Below are 16,902 nucleotides of genomic sequence, written 5' to 3'. Positions count from 1 at the left end.
GCCCAAAAAGTTTACTAATTTACAAGGAATAGAAAAAATGATTGGACAGGATTCGATACAAGCTGATAAAAAAACTTGTCCCCATCTTGGACAGGAGTTCCAGCCCTTCGTTCAACCACAACTTGACGATCCCTATTCATTCTTTAAACGGGCTAGAAATGAGGAGCCGTTATTCTACAGCCCAATATTAGACGGCTACGTTGTCACCTGCTACAACGATGTCCTGACGATATTAAAAGATCCAGCTCGATATTCTTCCGCCGAAAACCTCAAACCTATTGTTCAGTTTACGCCTGAGGTGATTGGAGTCCTCAGACAAGGTTTTCCCTTTGTTGCTGACTTAGTTAATAGCGATGGCGATCTTCACAAACGCTTACGTGCTCCTTTCATGAAAGTATTTGTACCAGAACGGCTGCAAGCGTTGGAAGATTCTATTCGTGCTATTGCTAATAGGCTAGTAGACAATTTTATCAATGACGGACAAGTCGATATTATTTCCCAATTTACTTATCCGTTACCGCTTGAAGTTATCCTCACCATGTACGGTGTACCTCTAGAGATGATGGCAAACATCAAAAAGTGGTGCCTTGATATGACAACTTTGTTGTCGTCGCAACTGACACCAGAAAAACAGCTAGAGTGTGCTCACAGCTTTGTTGCCATGCAGCACGCCGTTGCAGGTTTAATCGAAGAACGGCGGAAAACTCCTCAAAACGACTTAATAAGTGATATCCAAGATTCTGACTTGAGTATGAACGAGCAGGTCATTATTTTATGTGGATTAATACTTGCTGGACATAAAACTACTAGCCATCTCATTGCCAGTACCATTAAACTTTTGCTCGAACAGCCTCAGTTGTGGCAAGCAGTGTGTGATACTCCATCACTTATTCCTGCTGCCGTAGAAGAGGCACTCAGGTATGATGCCCCTGTTCCAGCAATGATTCGCACTACTACTGAAGAGGTTTCCCTAGCAGGAGTTACGCTGCCCCAAGGTACTCGGCTGTTTTTGATGTATGGCTCTGCCAATCGAGATGAAAATCAGTACAGTAATGCGGATAGTTTTGAGATTGAACGCTTTAAACAGACAACTGCTAACCATCTCGCATTTGGTCATGGGGTTCATCATTGTATTGGTTCAAACTTAGCCCGTCGAGAAGGGCGGATTGCTCTAGAAGTATTGTCTTCGAGGTTACCAAATTTAAGACTTCGCTCAAATCAACAACTAACTTATATCCCAGCATTGATGAACCGTAGTTTTACAAACCTCTATGTGGAATGGGATGTCACTTGATTGAAGTTTTCTGAAAATTATTGATATTAAAAAGGCTGAAAACTCGCCTCTAAACTCTCGTTACCAGGTTGAACCTAGTAACGATAAAAGTTTGAAAATTAAATAATAACTTTTTCAGTCTTATTTTTGAAATCATATTGGCTATCAAATAATATTGATAGCCAAATAGTCTAAGTAATTAAGAGGCCATCTTTATTTCTAAATCCATCCAAATCTATATTTTCTCATAAAAATGACTTAGATGAATTTTGTTTTTAAATTATCAAAAATACGAATATTCAGTATCAATAGATAACAGAATTTATATTAAATGAAATATATAATAATGAAGCAAGCAGATGAGTAGCTCTGCCATGATAAAAAAAACTAAACAAGCCAGCAATGGTAATCAAGACAAGAATTTTTACATCATTATTTGCTTGACGCTGATAGCAATTATCGGGGGAACTATTTATAGTCCTGCACTGCCAAGCATAGCAAATAATTTCAATGTTTCCAGTGACCAAGTTTCGCTAGTATCGACACTATTTCAATTTCCAGGTGCAATTGTAACTCCTATATTTGGGGTTTTAGCTGATAGTTTTGGCAGAAAGCAAGTTCTTGTTCCTTCGCTGCTAGTATTTGCACTAGGCGGAGTTTTCAGTGGTCTTGCCCCTAATTTTCGTAGTCTTGCAGAATGGCGATTGATACAAGGTATTGGTACTGCTAGTTTAGAGTCTCTACAACTCACTATCATCAGTGATATTTATAAAGGGGAAAAATTAAACTCTGTAATGGCATTTGTTGCTAGTTTGAATGGAATTAGTTCAGCAATTTTTCCTCTCATTGGTGGTTTATTAGCTTCTTTTAGTTGGCGATTTCCATTTTTAGTATCGTTATTTGCTATTCCAGTAGCACTGATGGTGTTAACAACACTAAAGCTGCCACAGCAGGAACATCATGCACAAAATTTCCAACTCAAACCCTATTTGAAAAATACTTGGGGCAGTATTAACAATCGTCAGGTAATCGGACTTTTATTTGCAGTGATGTCTCTGTTCATGGTGCAAGTAGGAGCCTGCTTAACTTACATTCCAATTTTTGCAGGAAAACAACTTGGTGCTTCTGAGCTATTAATAGGTATCACCCTGACGAGTCTATCCTTGTCTCTTGCTATAACCGCTTCCCGATTGAATTTGTTATTACGGTATTTATCGCAAGTACAACTTATTAAAATCTCTTTCCTTCTATCTGGTTTAGGATTATTGATTATCCCTTCAGTTCATAACATTTGGTTGCTGTTAATTCCCATTTTTTTCCTTGGTGCAGCTCAAGGTATTGCATTTCCATCTACTCAAACTTTGTTAGCAATGCTTTCTGCTCAGGAATCTAGAGCTGGTTTTATGGCGGTGAATTCAACAATTCAGTCGTGGGGACAAACACTTGGCCCTTTGTTAGGAAGTATTGTTGATGCAATTTGGGGAACACAAGCAGTCTTTTATGCTAGTGCTGTTTTTTCTTTTGCCTCGTTTATAGTTTTCAACGCTCTGTTGACTTCCAAACAGTAGGATAAAATTGTAGTGTTTTTAAACGCAGAGAGAGTTTGAGCGTCGCCTTCCGGCGATTAAAGCTTCGGTGGGTACGCAGAGTAAGCGTAATGGGACGCAGAGTATTTTCTCAAGAGAATTCGCTACGTATTAATGGAATGTTTACTGAGTGTTTGGCGATCGCAGCATCCTCATACTGTAAAATCTACGTTGATTAGGATTGCATGATTTCAGCTAACAGCAAATTTTAGTGAGCGATCGCATTATCAAATCTGCTAGTGTTTTGTGTCTTTGTGATCGGAACTAAACCGCTTGATTATTCTTTAACCTACTCTAAGTCTTCTCAAACAAGCTAGTTTAAGTAAAGAAAGTTAAATTGAGTATTCAATTATGGAACGACAACCTATAAAAGTTATTGGAGGTGGACTGGCTGGAACAGAAGCAGCGTGGCAGATAGCCCAGGCGGGAGTGCCTGTAATACTGTATGAGATGCGCCCCAAACGTTTTAGCCCTGCCCATCATACAGAACACCTGGCAGAATTGGTATGCAGTAATTCTTTTGGTGCAGCTAGTAGCGATCGCGCTGCGGGACTTTTACATGAAGAATTGCGTCAACTCGGTTCTATTGTGATTGCGAAAGCTGATGAACACGCCGTTCCCGCCGGAGGAGCACTAGCTGTAGATCGGGGACAATTTGGTCAAGATTTGACAGAAACTTTGTCTCGTCATCCGTTAATTGAATTATGTCGAGATGAAGTACGTACTATTCCGGAAGAAATTGTAGTTTTGGCAACTGGCCCTCTTACCAGCCCTGATTTAGCGGAAGATTTGCACAGCTTCACAGGGATGGAATACTTAAGCTTTTTTGATGCTGCTAGCCCGATTGTGGTTGGAGAAACGATTAATCGTGATGTTGCTTTTCTTGCGTCTCGCTACGACAAAGGCGAAGCTGCCTATTTGAACTGCCCGATGAATAAAGAGCAGTACCTGCGATTTTGGCAAGAACTTTGTGCTGCCGAACAAACGGAATTAAAGGATTTTGAGCGAGAAACTGCAAAATTTTTTGAAGCTTGTTTGCCGATAGAAGAACTGGCACGACGAGGAGAAGATACCATGCGTTATGGGCCTCTCAAACCAGTTGGTTTGTCCGATAGTCGCACGGATGAACGCCCTTATGCTGTCGTGCAGTTGCGGCAAGAAGACAAAGCAGGTCAACTTTGGAACATGGTTGGATTCCAAACTAACCTGCGTTGGGGTGAGCAAAAGCGCGTATTTCAGTTGATTCCGGGTTTAGAAAATGCTGAATTTGTGCGGCTAGGGGTGATGCACCGCAACACTTTTATTAATGCTCCGCAGCTGATGCTGCCTAGCTTGCAATTTAAAAACCGTCCTACATTGTTGGGCGCTGGGCAGTTAATTGGTACTGAAGGCTACACTGCCGCCGCTGCTGGTGGCTACTTAGCTGGCACAAACGCTGCACGGTTAGCTTTAGGTAAAGAATCCTTGATTCTACCACCAACAACAATGATGGGGGCATTATTTGAATTTATCAGTTCAGCTTCACCCAAGCATTTTCAACCTATGCCGCCTAACTTTGGGATTTTGCCAGAACTGGGAGAAAAAATCAAAAATAAACAACAGCGTTATGGACGTTACCGCGATCGCGCTCTTGCTGACTTAGCAACTTGGAAAGCAAATCAACATTTGTCTTAAGCTAAGTTAAGGCTTATGACTTGCGTTGATCTTGAGTGTAATCGTCTCTAGTAACTGCTAACCCATGTATGCCAATAGCAGCGATAATACCGCCAATAAATCCCCAAGTGCTGTTAGTAAATGCATTGATGCGGTGAACAGTACTTCGATGGTAGGCTAAGTCTAGCTGCCTACTATCACCTCTTCTTTCCCTGGCTAGTCTTTCTATATATCTTTCGGTTCTTTCCATCGCCGCATATTCAGCGTTATAAGCGTAAATCGATGTTCCTACTACCATCAAGCCTGGAAAAACCAAAGCAATTAAAAGAATAGCTCTGCCTATATTCATACAACCTCGATCGGGTGATATGTCTAAATTTAATGCTGACATAGCTAAACTTTTGCATTAGTATATAACGAACAAATTGTGGATAAAATTATGAGAGATTATAGATCCCCGACTTTTTAAAAAAGTCGGGGATCTGACCACCTGTGACTGGTCAAAATTAATTTGGTGGAGTACTAGCCCCTAGTCTCTAGTCCCTAGCCCCTATTTCCAATTCAAGTTGGCTAACTCTGCTTCTAGATGAGCAAGCTGAATTTCTTGCTGCCCGGCAATTCCCAGACGACGCAAGTTGAGAGACTGATTCATCGCTTCTTTTTCACCAACAATAGCAATAAGTGGAATCTTGCGTGCAGACAGTTCTCGAATTTTTTTGGCAATCGTGTGATCGCCTACATCGAGTTCCACTCTAGCTCCTATCTGTTTCAGCCTTTTGAAAATCACTTCTGCCCAATCTGCCGACTTTTCGGAAACTGAAGCAACGGCAATTTGAACGGGAGCAACCCAAAGTGGTAAAACTCCATTGTGATTTTCCAACAAAATGCCAATCCAGCGTTCCAAAGAACCAAGAATTGCTTGGTGTAGTATAACTACCTGCTCTAAATCTCCTTGGTGATTAACAAAGGACAAGTCAAAAAGTTGAGGCAGGTTAAAATCAACCTGAATCGTGCCACACTGCCAAAATCTTCCCAGATGATCTTGCATACTGATTTCAATTTTGGGACTGTAGAACGATCCTTCACCAGGCGCTAACTCGTAGGCATAATCCAGCGATTGAACTGCTTCAATCAAAGCAGATTCAGCCCGATCCCACAGTTCATCTGAGCCAAGACGTTGCTCTGGACGTAGAGCAATGCGAATGGAAAAGTTATTATATCCAAATGCTGCATAAACCTGCTTAACCATCCTAAGAAAATTGCCAATCTCATCTCGAATATCGGCTTCTCGGCAAAAAATATGAGCATCATCTTGCACAAATTGGCGCAGGCGCATACAGCCGGATAGCGTTCCAGACGGTTCGTTGCGATGGGCGATGCCGAATTCCATCAATCGCATTGGCATTTCCCGATAACTCCGCTTGTGAAATTTAAATATATCAATGTGTGCTGGACACGACATTGGTTTTAATGCATAATCCGGTTCTGCATCAGCATCAAAACTCCCCACGAAAAACATATTTTTACGGAACTTTTCCCAGTGCCCCGATCGCTCCCAAAGTGCCCGACTCAATGCTAAAGGCGATCGCACTTCCTCAAAGCCGTGAGCTTGGTAAACCCGTCGCATAAAATCTTCAATCAGCCGGAAGAGCTGAAGCCCGATCGGATGCCAAAATACCATTCCCGGACTATGTTCTTCAAAGTGAAATAAATCCATTGCTTTTGCTAGTTCTCTATGATCGGACATTGTTGTATCTCCTGTGAATTGTTTGATATAAAAAAACCCCTCTAGAGCAAACCTAGAGGGGTTGTTGAGTTTAAATTGCAAGGCAGCAACTATCCTCACGTCCCTCCAGGCGCGATTGTGGTGGTAGTTGTGGTAGTGAGGTAAATAAACCAACAAATCGACATTTGTTTGCTCCTAATTGGTGTTGCCGTAAAAACTCAAAACCCTCCTGGGCAATGCCTGGAGGGTAAATGCGGTGCTGTCGAATTTCAAATCAACGCGATGCCTCACAACCCTCCCGAATTGGTAGTTTGGGTGGTAGTGGTAATCGTTGTTAGACGCACGTTGACTTGCATTGCTAGTTGAAAGCTTTTTAAAAGTGGATATTACCTAATACAAATCCATTTAAACAAATTTCTGATAAAAATAGGGGCTAGGAGCTAGAGGCTAGGGGCTAGGGAAGAAAGTTTTTTCATGTGTTCTGGTATATGCAGTTTAATTTCAACGGAGTATTGAAATAAGTGAATCGAATTTTGGGAACACTACTCTTGATGTTTTGAGCGATCGCTTTTCTGACTCTAACAACATGAGAGTGCTATTTTTAGGAAAAAAGAGAACTTTTCGCTATTTATTTGTTGTATTTTGTGTCATTTTATGCTTAATGTTCTTCTCAGAACTTCCAGCACTGCCTGCAAAGCCGGATGCAATTAAGGGACTGCAACAGCAAAAGCAACAAATCGATCAACAGCGTCAGAGTATTAAAAAAGAGCGCGATCGCCTGACGAATTTACAAAAAGTCGTAAAAGAGCAGCTAAACGGCTTGCAGCAAAATCTGAAAGCTACCAATAGCCAGATTCAAAATAGCCAGTTACAGCTAAAACAAGCAACGGAATATCTGCAACAACTAGAAGCTAAATTAGCAACAGCAGAAGTTTCTTACTACGAACAACAAGCGGCAACCATTGCCCGACTGCGCTTTTTGCAACGCTCTCCGACTAATCAAGGGTGGGCAGTTTTGCTGCAAAGTCAAAATGTTGGTGACTTTATCAGCCGTCGTCGTTCTTTGAAATTAATTTTTCAGGCAGACCAAAAAATTTTAGTAAAGCTCGCAGCACAAGCTAAACAAATCAATAAACAAAGAACCGAAGTAGAACAGCAAAAAAATCAAATTGCGCTCATTCAACAACAATTACTAGCCCAACAAGCTAATACTCAAGCCCAAGCAGGATTGCAAAAGGAATTAATGCAGCGTCTCAATAGCGATCGCTTGGCATTAGAAGCAGCACAAACGCAATTAGAGAAAGATTCACAAGCAATAGCAGCTTTAATTCAACAAAAGATAGCAGCCGCCGCAGCCAAAACAAACAGCCGGAAAAACTTTATTCAAGGAACTGGAATATTTGCATATCCTAGTAATGCTCCCACTAGCAGTCCTTTTGGTTGGCGAATCCATCCTATACTTGGTTATCGCCGCTTTCATGCAGGTTTAGATTTTGCCGCTAGCTACGGCAGCACAATTCGAGCCGCAGATTCGGGAACTGTAATTTTTGCAGGCTGGTATGGTGGTTATGGCAGAGCAGTAATTATCAACCACGGTAACGGCATCACTACTCTTTACGGACATTGCAGCGAATTGTATGTTACAGAAGGACAATCAGTACAGCGCGGGCAAGCGATCGCCGCAGTTGGCTCCACGGGGTTATCTACTGGCCCTCACCTCCACTTTGAAGTCCGGAAACATGGTACACCAGTAGATCCGATGGCTTACCTTTGATGACGATACCTCTCTAACTCTTATTCCTCCGCGCTCCCTGTGCCTGGAGTGGTTTTATTCTTCCATGACTCGTGCGTAAGTTCTAAGCAGGTAAAAAATACGTCTGAGTTGATGGCGCGATCGCCTCTTCTTGCGAAGCTCCACCTAACAAGCTATATTTTTGCCACAGTTCCATGCCGATAATGCAGGCAATCAACCACACTAAACCTACAGCATAGCCAGCTGCTACATCAGTAGGCCAGTGTACGCCCAGATACAGCCGACTAAAACCGATCGCAATAATTAAGCCAGTCATTGAAGCAAAAATTTGTCTGCGCCATTGCGGAAACTGCTTTGCCAGTACATAAGCTAAAAAGCCGTAAATCACCATCGATCCCATTGCGTGTCCGCTCGGAAAGCTGTGGTGCCCCACATGAATAATCCAATCCCACAGTGCTGGGCGTGCTCTGCCAAACAGTAATTTCAGCCAATAATTTAAGCCGAGCGCACCAATGGCAGCTATACCCAAGCTAGTTGCTTCCCTACGACGTTTATAAAACAAAGGCCCAATTGCCAACCCTAAACAAATTAACAGCAAAACTGGTGGATTGCCAAAAGAGGTGATACCAAGCATGATGGTATCTAGAATTGGCGTGTGCAGCCTTTGAATTGCTAGTAAAATGACTGCATCAAGTCCAGATGCGTGCATGAGTAGGGTGCAAAAGACCAGGCTAGAAATAACCCCAGATACAATTGCAAGTTGTCTGCCTGCTTTTACTTTTCTTTGCGTAGGCGTTTGGGCTGAGTCAACCATCTGGCTTTTGGCGTAACCAATGGCTGCATTGGCGATCGCAATACCAGTAATTACTACAGCATTAGTTAATCTCCCAGTCGCAATCGATAACCCAGCGGCAGTGGTAAGTAGAGCTACTGACGGCAATTTAAATTTTTGGATAAAAATATTACGTTTTTCTTGTCTTTGTAAATTCTTGGCTTCTGCTAGGACAGTCTTGAGCGAAGTTGTTCTTACAGGTAATTTTCTATCTTCGATTCTGTAATCTAAAACAACATCTAGAATGAGTGAGGCGATCGCGTTTGGGCTTTGAGGTGAATCGAAAATCACAAGAACATTTCCCGTGAAATGATTGGCACGAACCTCTGCGATTTTTTCTTCCTGTGACAATCTCAATTCCAGGTAACTTTTAAGAGCTTGAGAGCCGTAAAGTCCATTTACTTTATATCTAGCTCTGCCTTTAACGGTAGTGTGTATTGGTTGAATCAAAGGATTGTCATTAGGAAATTTATCGATTTGAGTGCCCATTTTTCTAAGTAAACTGATTTTTGTTGTGATTTGGGAGTACAGAATCACCCTCAAAGGATTTTTCAGAACTAAAAAGCTCTTTTCACCACAAGCTGCTAACAGCGAGTTCAGAGCAATATTTAAATCCTATCGCACTCACCTCAACGATACGAAGGCGATCCAACAGACTAGAACTTGATATTCAGATGAGAGCGAAATCTGAATCATCCAGTCTTAATATGCTACAATTTTTCTGTTAAAATCTTATAAATGAACAGTACGAGGGCGCGTAGCTCAGTGGATTAGAGCGTCAGATTCCGGTTCTGTAGGTCGGGGGTTCGAATCCCTCCGCGCTCGTTTTTTGAATGAATCGACCACGGATGGACACAGATAAACACAGATAAATTATCCGTGTGCATCTGTGATCGTTATCGCCTGATTATTTGGTGAGGCTCAAGGTGAGTTCGGCTAATTCACATTAGACGTATTACTTACATTCTAAAGACTCACGAGTAGACACACCTGTTTTAGAATTAACACCACTTGCCTTAGCACAAAGTTTTTTCAGTTCCGAGCCATCTAAAACTGCATTGGTGAAATCGGCACCTGTGATGTCAACATTATCAAAAGTAGAATACAACATCATTGCATCTGTAAAAATGGCATCACTTAAATCCGCGCCCTCAAAATCAACCAAATAGGCTATGCCATTTGTCAAATCAGCACCATGCAGGTTTGCTTCGTGTAACCATGCACCATTAAAAACAGCACCTCGCAAATCAGCATTACTAAAATTCGCTTTCTCCAATTTGACTTTAGAAAATTCCTCAGCAATTAGGGTTTGGTTAGAGAAATCCTGATTGGATAGTTCTTTATAGCCTGCGAAACGATTCATGCTAGAAGACTTTGCTGCTTCTGCGGATAGGGGAAACAACAGCAGCACAGTAGCTAAAACAAAGCTAGCTAATACTCGCCAAAATTTCATAATGCCAACTTAATAAATCTCAACACTCATACCATTAATTATTAAACCGCACGATGAGCGTTAAGTAGTGCTGAGTATTAAGTATTGCGATCGCGTACTCCAGAAAGGTTATTTTTGATGACTAACGTATTTCTAGTGCTTCATGGCAGCAACAACCCGCCACTTCATCTGTAGATTTAACTTTTGCCACAGTCATCATCGGTATTTCGGTAAGCAAGCAAGACGGATAAAAGTGCCATTGCTCAGTTAAGACGTTCAAGTCTTTAATCAAGCCGGTGTGTATATCCAAAACCCAACCATGTACTGCAGGCGCTTTTTGCTCGTGCATCGCCTTCCGCATGATAGAAGTTTGGTATATATTTTTCACCTGTGCCAAGACATTCAATTCCGCCAGGCGGTTCAAACGTTCTTCTGGGGTTGGCAAGGTATCTATCTCGTCTTGTTTTTGTAAATACAACTCTCGAATCGGAAATCCTTAAAGTAAGTGGGGTTTTCAGCTAGTTTTTCCGCTACCCAAGACTGATTATTTGCGAGGAGTTCTTCAATCTTGTGATATTTCATTAATAAGTCCAGAAAGTCATGATTCTAATTTATTTTGCTTGCTAATCTTCGAGATAGTTAGCAAATATGACTTAATCTTTAGCTATTAAAATTTGGATTTGGATAATAAAGTTAATAAATCTGTGGTAGCCATAAGCTTAAGTCTATAGTTTTCTATATTATGGATTTTTAATACCAAGTGGTAAGTCATGAAATGCGTACACAATAACTCAAAAAAATGTGATATTCTTCACTAAACAATTACATAATGCTCCCTAAAGATTGCGATCGCTTGGGCATAAAGTCTAAGCATTAGCCATCGTAACTTTGATCTTCTTGAGGCAGTCTTGAATAAAAATCCCCGACAAATAGCCGGGGAAGTTAGTGTTTTGACACTCTTGCACTTGATTTACCTACGATACTCACTCTTACATCGATAGACTTGCCAAAATGCCAAAACCCATGGGATCAAGTTACGTGGCTGTTTTTTGTCTATATATTGCAATTAGCACTTTATAAACAGATGGAAATAGGGTAAATAGTGTATGAAACACTTCACAACAGTTTATATGCATACTTTTGCACAATAAAAGACCCCTGCGGTTAAACAGGGGAGGAGACTTTTCTAATTCTCTATGTTCTGTGCAAGAACGGATTATTCACCTATAGTACTTTTGCTTCAATCCGGAAAGTTGCCAAAATGCCAAAATCAAATTCCATTGCTTTTGAGTGCATTTACTCTTGAATGAGGATCGAAAACTAAAATCTCACTGAATGTAGGCAGAGAATTATCCCTCAGGTTAATTCCGAATCCTCTTGGATGGAGAGTACTCAAGCAACAGCCCCGCGATCATGGGTATCTAGATGGGGTGTTATTCAGCTTTTTAGCGATTAAATCTGCCGCTACCGCGATCGTCATCCTTGATCATAGATGCTCCCTAACGATCTAAGGTTCTTCAATTCCATCTACAAGCAACAATAACAAGAACAGGAAATTAGGACAGTGAATTAGACAAATCTCAAAAAGAAATCTAAAGAAATTTGTGCATCTTTGATCACAACAAATTTACAATACACAGAGAAGTCAGTAAAAGCTAAAATTTACACCAATAAGTTAATCCTAATTCCAAGTTTTGCTATCTCATCGCATAATTTCTCCTTACAACTACATAGCAAATAATACATAACTGCTGTCGAGTGAATACTGTTGCAGGTAGTGTTGCAGAGTTTGACTGTAACTTTTACAACTCTAGCAGCGTTAAAAATAGCAACAAAAGTTATTCTTTGCGGATGTCATACACTCAATGTTGACTTTCTAATCGCTTCATTTCGTGTTGTACATCTAAGGCTATTTGTAAAGCTTCATTTAGCAGCTTGCCATGTTCACTGGCTTGTTCAGTAACTTGCATGGCTGTTAAAGCGGCTAAATTATTTATAAACAAATCGGTATTTTTAAGAATAAATTTTTTATTTTCTCTTAAAATTCTTTCTGTTTTCAAGGCTCTAATTAAATCTGTTCTCGTTAGTTGTAGTGCTTCAATCACTTTACTTCTTTCTTTGATTTCTACTCCGGAGTTTCCAGCCGCTTCTATTTGATCGTTAATATCTATAGCTTTGACAACTGCATTATATCTATCAACATCATTTAAGAGAATATTTAACGAATGCGTCATATTCTCTTCAAGTATTTTAAGTTTTTGTTTCCAGATTATGTATAGTGAAAGTTGGATGATAGCTCCACCAAAAAAGCAAAATAATATTAATATTATCCACGAAGGTAAATTTGTTAAATTAGCAAAACTTCTGCCAACGAAAACATCAAATATAATATAACTTAAGAGAAAGATAGCCGTTCCAATAAAAACTACTGTAGCACCTTCTGGCCCTTGAATTTTAGCAATCCAATCCCTGATAATTTTTTTGAGAGGATTAATCAGAATTGTCATCTCATTATTAACAGGTAAATTAGTCAATAATTGTAGTTCATTTTGACTAATTTCTAAGCCTTTTAAATCATCACGCACAGTTTCCAATCCCTGTGAAGATAGTTTTTCAGTATTATATCTCAATCCAGTTAATGGTATAAGGATTGAATTACACTTCGGAAATGATTTTCTTAATAAAAATTATTTCTAACTCAGCACTTAATCAGTGCTTCATATTTGAGTAAAATAGCTCAACAAATTGAGAGAAGATATTTCTAAGTAAAAAAATAAACACTATTATTTTAACTGCTAATACCTTCTCTAGAGCTATTGAGTCACAATCACTCGGTTGGTTACTTTACCAATCAAGTCTTTGTCACATCGTCATACTATGTTAGTGTACTGTTCCTATTCTGTATTCATCTGTGAAAAGTTTGTAAACGAGCAGCAGCTTTCCAAAGGGTGTAGACTGGCGTCGGCAACAGGGGATAATTATTCTCCTTGTCTGGTGTATCCCCCTGTACTCTTCAAGCACCCCTAAGATCAGGACTAGCTTTAATACTTCACTTCGTTGCCAATACCTAGCTCTTTTTTGCTGTGTTTTAACTGTTTCCAAAGCGTCTGAATTTGCTTGTAAGCTTCTTCCGGAGAGAGTTTACCGGCAGTTTCGAGAGCGCTAATGTAGCCTACTTTGCGTGCAAATTCTTGCAAATTGGCATCAAAGGCTAAGTACTCTGGTTTAACTTTTCCGTGGTAACGACTCTGAGCGTAAATAAAGTTATTCTTATCTTGTTGATTTGATTGAATCACGTTATGCCACTAAATCTATCTTATGATTGATGAACTATAAATATTAAAACAGTAATACCCAGTCACTATCCTGTATCCTTTTGTAGAAATTACTCTATCTTTAGCTAGATTTTTAAGAGACATAAAATTGTAAAGATAACTACAAATTTATTCTTGGATGTAAATTGACAGAATTGAATAGGGCTGAAGAGAATTTTAGCGATCGCTACCCAGATAATATCAATTTTTCAATCAAAGCGACAAACCCTTCTTACGTGTCTTAGAGAACTGTCAAAGCTCTACCCCTACTCTTTCCTAGCAACATTTTTATATCAGGTTATATTCGTGACTGGGTAACTGAAATAACGTTACAATTTATTTATTATTTAGGATATTAGTAAAAGTCTATTTGCATCTGAAATTATTCTTGTTTATCTTGAAATTAAGAAAATTTTCAACTTCTGTAAGCAAGTAGTGGAAATTTCCGGTGGATATAGATAAGGCAAAAATCGATAAGTTTGCTGAGATGGCACAGGCAATAGACAAACGTATAGCTAACTTATACGAAAATGCTAGCGCCATACCTCCAATGCCCGATATATTACCAGATGCCCTTCTGGAACTTGCTATGGTTTCCCAAAAAATGCACTATGCAATGGAGGAACTATATCACCAGAATGAGCAATTGGTACATACACAAAATATTTTAGAAACGGAGCGCCAGCATTACCAAGAATTATTTGAGGAAGCCCCATTCGGTTATTTAGTAACTGATATAGAAGGTAAGATCCAACAAGCTAACAATACTGTTGTCAGATTATTTAATATCGACAAGCGGTTGTTGGTGAGTAAATTAATGATTAATTTCGTTGCCTTAGAGGAACGTCAACACTTTCGCAATTTTCTCAGACAGCTGAGTGAACCAAATAAAAGCCAAGAATTAGTTATACGCCTGCAAAAACGTAGTAAAGGGTTTTTTGATGCATCATTGATAGTGGTAGTTGCCCGTGACAACCAAGGTAAGCCTCAAACCCTGCGCTGGCTGTTGCGAGACATAACTAAGTACAGGCAAGCAGAATTGGCTAGAGACTACGATTTCGGTAGCGATCGCCCCACTCATAGATATTCTAAAGGTGAAATTGTTCCTCTCAATCCACAAATAATTTGGTATGTTCGTAAGGGTGCAATCAAGCTAACTACTGTTTGTGAAACTAGTGAAGAAATGCTTGTGGGTTTAGCAGTTCAAGGAATGGTTTTTGGCTCTCACATGACTTCCTTATATACTTATCAAGCTACTGCTCTAGTGGATGCTGAGTTAGTATCAATTCATCTATTAGAAATTACAGCTTCTCCACTTTTAAGCCATATTATTCTACCAAAGATAAATCAACGTCTAAAACAAACAGAATCTTTTTTAGCTATTTTTGGCTGCCGTAAAATCAAAGATCGTCTTTACCTTATTTTGCAACTCTTGAAGCAGGAAGTTGGTGAAAAAGTAGCACAGGGAACTCGCTTATCAATTCGCCTAACTCATGAAGATTTTGCTAACGCCTGTAGCACATCGCGAGTAACGATTACAAGATTAATGTCTAAGCTAAAACAACAAGGAAAAATTTGCTTTGATGATAAAAAACATCTCATCTTGAGAAATATAGATTAATTAATCTAAGTAGGTACAAATAAAGCTAACTAGTTAGGATAGTCATTAGTCATTAGTCATTAGTCATTAGTAAAGATTTCAAGTCTATTTACGTTTCGTAACCCGCATTCTGTTTATTCCCACCAACTTACTTATCAAAGTCTGTTTCAAAAGTCTAATTAGGAAGTGCATCCGTAGAAAGATATATCTTTAAGCTTTTTATAAAAAACTTTTTGCATCAATTTCAGACACAAATATTTCTTAAAAAAATAAGTTCAGCTTTAAGGATGAGGCTACAGCATTACAACTTATCTACGATAAAAGATTATATCCATTAGCTTTCGTAAATAAAACTAACTTCATAACCAATCATCATATATAAGTATGAATACTATGTTTATTCAAGATGTACTCATTTGTTTGCAACTATCTGTAGACTGCTTGAGAGCCAAACAGCCTTCTGATTGTTTATCAAAGCCTTTATGTGGATGCGCTCATCCAGGGAAAGAACTTCAGTGTGAAGATTGTGAACATCTTGAGGCTTGTCTATCTCGTTTCCAGCCTCTTCAGTCTCACAATGACTCATGACCAAGGACAAATGACGACCCTTATTAGTTAATTTATACCGATCTACTTACCAGCCTTTTTCTGTTGTGAAATTGAAAGGGTATATGTATGCTCACCTTTAGACAATTCCCCTACATGGAGCGAGTAGGTTCCCTTTGGCCAATAACCGGACATTTCTGGTTTGCCTCCAGAGTAACTATCTGCTAGTACGCAGAAGCGCCCCCCAGGCCCGTCAATCAAAAGTGTTGGCTGTCCAGAGCTTTCCACGGTTAACCTCAAGTAGGGCAGTGATTCTGTCACTTGGATCACTTGACTGGGTGCGGCTCCAATGTTACCACAATTACTGGAGTTTTGACCTCCAGACTGACCTTTTAAAATCAGTGGATCTGGCTCGAAATTAGGATTAATTTTTACAACTTCTGCTTGACTAGAATTAGCATTGATGGCGATCAAACTCATTGCCAAAATCAAGACAGAGGGAACACTTTTAAATAAGGTATGTAGCTTCATAATTTATACGTATTTATGTTGCTCTTGATGATTTCAAGAGCGATAATCAGACTTATATTCTAAATTTACAGACGGTTACAAATCTGTTTTGTTCCGCTGGAATTTGTATAAAATTTTGATTAACTACTGAAAATTGTCCAAGTTAATCAAATAAATACGGAATTTTTAATTAGCGATCGCCAACTTCAAAGCAAGGACTTTCGCTAAGATCGCTAAGACAACAGCTAACAATTAAATGTAGCTGTTCTGTAGTTGAACAAGTTTGCGAACTGAGGCCAAAATATATGAATCCTCAACCTGAAGAAGAGTTGCAGCAACGCCTCCAAAAACTAGAGGCAGAAATAAATTCATCTTCTGAGAGAATATCCCAGTCTCACTCAAAACAGCACTCGTCTCAATCTGGTTTACCAAGTATTAATTCGCCATTGGAGCGATTGTTAGGTTGGTTCAATACCTTATCTGGAACGGGAAAGCTCGTAGCTGTGAGTGTAGGGGTTTTATTAGGTTTTGCCGTTCTGCAAGCTGTGCTGAGGTTTGTAAGTTCGGCAATTAGTTTGGCACTTTTAGCTGGACTGGTGTACTTTGGATACAAATTTATTGTATCTAGTAGCCGACAGCGCAAGCAATAGTATATTAAAACACGCCTAAGTAGCGTA

At 39.6% G+C, this 16,902-nt stretch carries 15 protein-coding genes and 1 tRNA gene; 8 read left to right on the top strand and 8 right to left on the bottom strand.

Features of this window, described 5'->3' with window-relative positions:
* Positions 1–37 precede the first annotated feature (37 nt).
* The 3 genes from UYC_RS0121175 to trmFO all read left to right on the top strand — a co-directional run bounded on the left by UYC_RS0121175 (position 38) and on the right by trmFO (position 4,533).
* Complete coding sequence (locus tag UYC_RS0121175) at positions 38–1,294, top strand: cytochrome P450 (protein ID WP_026087496.1); 1,257 nt, start codon at positions 38–40, stop codon at positions 1,292–1,294.
* 353 nt (positions 1,295–1,647) lie between these two features.
* On the top strand, positions 1,648–2,841 hold the full coding sequence (locus tag UYC_RS0121170) for an MFS transporter (RefSeq protein ID WP_016875309.1): 1,194 nt from the start codon (positions 1,648–1,650) through the stop codon (positions 2,839–2,841).
* Positions 2,842–3,210: 369 nt separating this feature from the next.
* Positions 3,211–4,533, top strand: coding sequence for an FADH(2)-oxidizing methylenetetrahydrofolate--tRNA-(uracil(54)-C(5))-methyltransferase TrmFO (gene trmFO / locus UYC_RS0121165; protein WP_016875310.1), 1,323 nt, complete (start codon positions 3,211–3,213; stop codon positions 4,531–4,533).
* A gap of 13 nt (positions 4,534–4,546) precedes the next feature.
* Here the strand turns inward: trmFO and UYC_RS0121160 are convergent, their stop codons facing one another.
* Together UYC_RS0121160 and thrS are read right to left on the bottom strand one after the other, a co-directional pair.
* Positions 4,547–4,861 (bottom strand): hypothetical protein, encoded by a 315-nt coding sequence (locus UYC_RS0121160; RefSeq protein WP_026087497.1) that lies wholly within the window; start codon positions 4,859–4,861, stop codon positions 4,547–4,549.
* Positions 4,862–5,062: 201 nt separating this feature from the next.
* Positions 5,063–6,259 carry a threonine--tRNA ligase gene (gene thrS / locus UYC_RS35685; protein ID WP_081588144.1) on the bottom strand — a complete coding sequence of 399 codons (1,197 nt, stop codon included), beginning with the start codon at positions 6,257–6,259 and terminating at the stop codon, positions 5,063–5,065.
* A 168-nt stretch (positions 6,260–6,427) separates the two neighbouring features.
* On the opposite strand from thrS, the gene UYC_RS37985 reads away from it, so the two are divergent.
* Both UYC_RS37985 and UYC_RS0121150 read left to right on the top strand, forming a co-directional pair.
* Positions 6,428–6,604: a hypothetical protein gene (locus UYC_RS37985; protein WP_157171262.1), complete on the top strand. Its 177-nt coding sequence runs from the start codon at positions 6,428–6,430 to the stop codon at positions 6,602–6,604.
* A 220-nt stretch (positions 6,605–6,824) separates the two neighbouring features.
* Positions 6,825–8,012, top strand: coding sequence for a murein hydrolase activator EnvC family protein (locus UYC_RS0121150; RefSeq protein WP_016875313.1), 1,188 nt, complete (start codon positions 6,825–6,827; stop codon positions 8,010–8,012).
* Between the two features lie 82 nt (positions 8,013–8,094).
* On the opposite strand, the gene UYC_RS0121145 is transcribed toward UYC_RS0121150, so the two are convergent.
* Positions 8,095–9,312: a phosphatase PAP2 family protein gene (locus UYC_RS0121145; RefSeq protein WP_016875314.1), complete on the bottom strand. Its 1,218-nt coding sequence runs from the start codon at positions 9,310–9,312 to the stop codon at positions 8,095–8,097.
* A 262-nt stretch (positions 9,313–9,574) separates the two neighbouring features.
* On the opposite strand from UYC_RS0121145, the gene UYC_RS0121140 reads away from it, so the two are divergent.
* Positions 9,575–9,648: transfer RNA gene (locus UYC_RS0121140), tRNA-Arg, on the top strand.
* Between the two features lie 130 nt (positions 9,649–9,778).
* Here the strand turns inward: UYC_RS0121140 and UYC_RS0121135 are convergent.
* From UYC_RS0121135 to UYC_RS0121120, 4 genes are all read right to left on the bottom strand, one after another.
* A complete protein-coding gene (locus UYC_RS0121135) occupies positions 9,779–10,276 on the bottom strand; it encodes a pentapeptide repeat-containing protein (protein ID WP_016875315.1) in 498 nt (165 codons plus the stop codon).
* Between the two features lie 121 nt (positions 10,277–10,397).
* Positions 10,398–10,733, bottom strand: coding sequence for a carbonic anhydrase (locus UYC_RS0121130; RefSeq protein ID WP_016875316.1), 336 nt, complete (start codon positions 10,731–10,733; stop codon positions 10,398–10,400).
* A gap of 1,384 nt (positions 10,734–12,117) precedes the next feature.
* Positions 12,118–12,840: a hypothetical protein gene (locus tag UYC_RS0121125; protein ID WP_016879649.1), complete on the bottom strand. Its 723-nt coding sequence runs from the start codon at positions 12,838–12,840 to the stop codon at positions 12,118–12,120.
* 456 nt (positions 12,841–13,296) lie between these two features.
* A complete protein-coding gene (locus tag UYC_RS0121120) occupies positions 13,297–13,551 on the bottom strand; it encodes a DUF7219 family protein (protein WP_016875318.1) in 255 nt (84 codons plus the stop codon).
* Positions 13,552–14,017: 466 nt separating this feature from the next.
* On the opposite strand from UYC_RS0121120, the gene UYC_RS0121115 reads away from it, so the two are divergent.
* The gene (locus UYC_RS0121115) at positions 14,018–15,190 is read left to right on the top strand and encodes a helix-turn-helix domain-containing protein (RefSeq protein ID WP_016875319.1); all 1,173 of its coding nucleotides are present in this window, start codon (positions 14,018–14,020) and stop codon (positions 15,188–15,190) included.
* A 609-nt stretch (positions 15,191–15,799) separates the two neighbouring features.
* Here the strand turns inward: UYC_RS0121115 and UYC_RS0121105 are convergent.
* Positions 15,800–16,246, bottom strand: a complete 447-nt coding sequence (locus UYC_RS0121105; protein WP_016875321.1) for a hypothetical protein — start codon at positions 16,244–16,246, stop codon at positions 15,800–15,802.
* Positions 16,247–16,530: 284 nt separating this feature from the next.
* Between UYC_RS0121105 and UYC_RS0121100 the strand changes: the two genes are divergently transcribed.
* Positions 16,531–16,875: a hypothetical protein gene (locus UYC_RS0121100; protein WP_016875322.1), complete on the top strand. Its 345-nt coding sequence runs from the start codon at positions 16,531–16,533 to the stop codon at positions 16,873–16,875.
* Positions 16,876–16,902 lie beyond the last annotated feature (27 nt).

It is taken from the genome of Chlorogloeopsis fritschii PCC 6912, assembly GCF_000317285.1.
In the GTDB taxonomy this organism is placed as follows: Bacteria; Cyanobacteriota; Cyanobacteriia; order Cyanobacteriales; family Nostocaceae; genus Chlorogloeopsis; species Chlorogloeopsis fritschii.
The sequence above is the reverse complement of the archived record's forward strand: the minus strand, read 5'-3'. Positions and strand labels throughout refer to the sequence as shown.

Coding starts and splice junctions, on each gene's coding strand:
- UYC_RS0121170 (WP_016875309.1), top strand. CDS start 1,648: ATGATAAAAAAAACTAAACAAGCCAGCAATGGTAATCAAGACAAGAAT.
- UYC_RS0121105 (WP_016875321.1), bottom strand. CDS start 16,246: ATGAAGCTACATACCTTATTTAAAAGTGTTCCCTCTGTCTTGATTTTG.
- UYC_RS0121135 (WP_016875315.1), bottom strand. CDS start 10,276: ATGAAATTTTGGCGAGTATTAGCTAGCTTTGTTTTAGCTACTGTGCTG.
- trmFO (WP_016875310.1), top strand. CDS start 3,211: ATGGAACGACAACCTATAAAAGTTATTGGAGGTGGACTGGCTGGAACA.
- UYC_RS0121145 (WP_016875314.1), bottom strand. CDS start 9,312: ATGGGCACTCAAATCGATAAATTTCCTAATGACAATCCTTTGATTCAA.
- UYC_RS0121175 (WP_026087496.1), top strand. CDS start 38: ATGATTGGACAGGATTCGATACAAGCTGATAAAAAAACTTGTCCCCAT.
- UYC_RS0121150 (WP_016875313.1), top strand. CDS start 6,825: ATGAGAGTGCTATTTTTAGGAAAAAAGAGAACTTTTCGCTATTTATTT.
- thrS (WP_081588144.1), bottom strand. CDS start 6,259: ATGTCCGATCATAGAGAACTAGCAAAAGCAATGGATTTATTTCACTTT.
- UYC_RS0121160 (WP_026087497.1), bottom strand. CDS start 4,861: ATGAATATAGGCAGAGCTATTCTTTTAATTGCTTTGGTTTTTCCAGGC.
- UYC_RS0121100 (WP_016875322.1), top strand. CDS start 16,531: ATGAATCCTCAACCTGAAGAAGAGTTGCAGCAACGCCTCCAAAAACTA.